Source organism: Nitratidesulfovibrio liaohensis, assembly GCF_011682075.1.
Taxonomy (GTDB): domain Bacteria; phylum Desulfobacterota; class Desulfovibrionia; order Desulfovibrionales; family Desulfovibrionaceae; genus Cupidesulfovibrio; species Cupidesulfovibrio liaohensis.
The window spans coordinates 1-907 of the sequence record NZ_VSMK01000657.1; the positions used below are offsets into that span (position 1 = coordinate 1).

1 protein-coding gene is annotated in these 907 nt (G+C 72.8%); it reads right to left on the bottom strand.

Annotation, left to right across the window (positions count from 1 at the left end):
• Positions 1 to 688: ABC transporter ATP-binding protein (locus FVW27_RS17440; RefSeq protein WP_243838548.1), on the bottom strand; the 688-nt coding region annotated here is incomplete at its 3' end.
• Between the last annotated feature and the right edge of the window lie 219 nt (positions 689 to 907).

The window sequence follows — 907 nt, forward strand, 5'->3', positions numbered from 1 at the left end:
CGCAATCGTCCCCGCCGCCGCACAGGCAGCCGCCCGGCAGGGGCAGGCCGAAGGCCGTGCACGCCGGGCCGTCCAGCACGTTGACCGGCCCCATGAAGCGCGCCACGTCGAGCGAGACGGGCTGCCCGTACAGTTCCGCCGGGGTGCCGAACTGGGCCAGCCGCCCGTGCAGCATGACCCCGATGCGGTCGGACACGGCGAACGCCTCTTCCAGGTCGTGGGTGACGCTGAGGGTGGTCACCCCGTAACGGCGCACCGTGTCGCGCACGTAGGCGGCCATCTCCAGGCGCAGGGTGCGGTCCAGGTTGGCGAAGGGTTCGTCCAGCAGCAGCAGGGCCGGGTTGCACACCAGCGCGCGAGCCAGGGCCACGCGCTGGCGCTGCCCGGCGGAAAGATGGGCCGGATAGCGGTGGGCCAGTTCGCCGATGGCGAAGTCGGCCAGCATGTCCCCGGCCCGCGCCATGCGTTGGCGACGGCCCATGCCGCGCGCCCGCAGGCCGAAGGCCACGTTGTCGCGCACGGTCAGGTGCGGGAACAGCATGTAATCCTGAAAGACCAGGATCACCGCGTCGTCGTGCCCGTCCGGCGGGGTGACGGTGAACCCGCCCGCATCGTACGGATGCAGCCCGGCCAGCACCCGCAGCAGGGTGGTCTTGCCCACGCCGGAAGGCCCCACGAGGCAGGCCATCTCGCCCTGCGCCAGATGAAAGGTGACCTCGCTGAACACCGGGGCCGTAGGTGCGGTGCGCCCGTGGCCCCCGACCTGTGCGGGGGAAGCAGACCGGTCAGGCAGACCAGGCAGACCGGGCCGGACAGGCAGATCGGGCCGGACAGGCAGATCGGGCCGGACAGGCGGCAACGATGCACGCGCCCCGCGCCGTCCGGCGACGAACCCCACGGCCCGGCC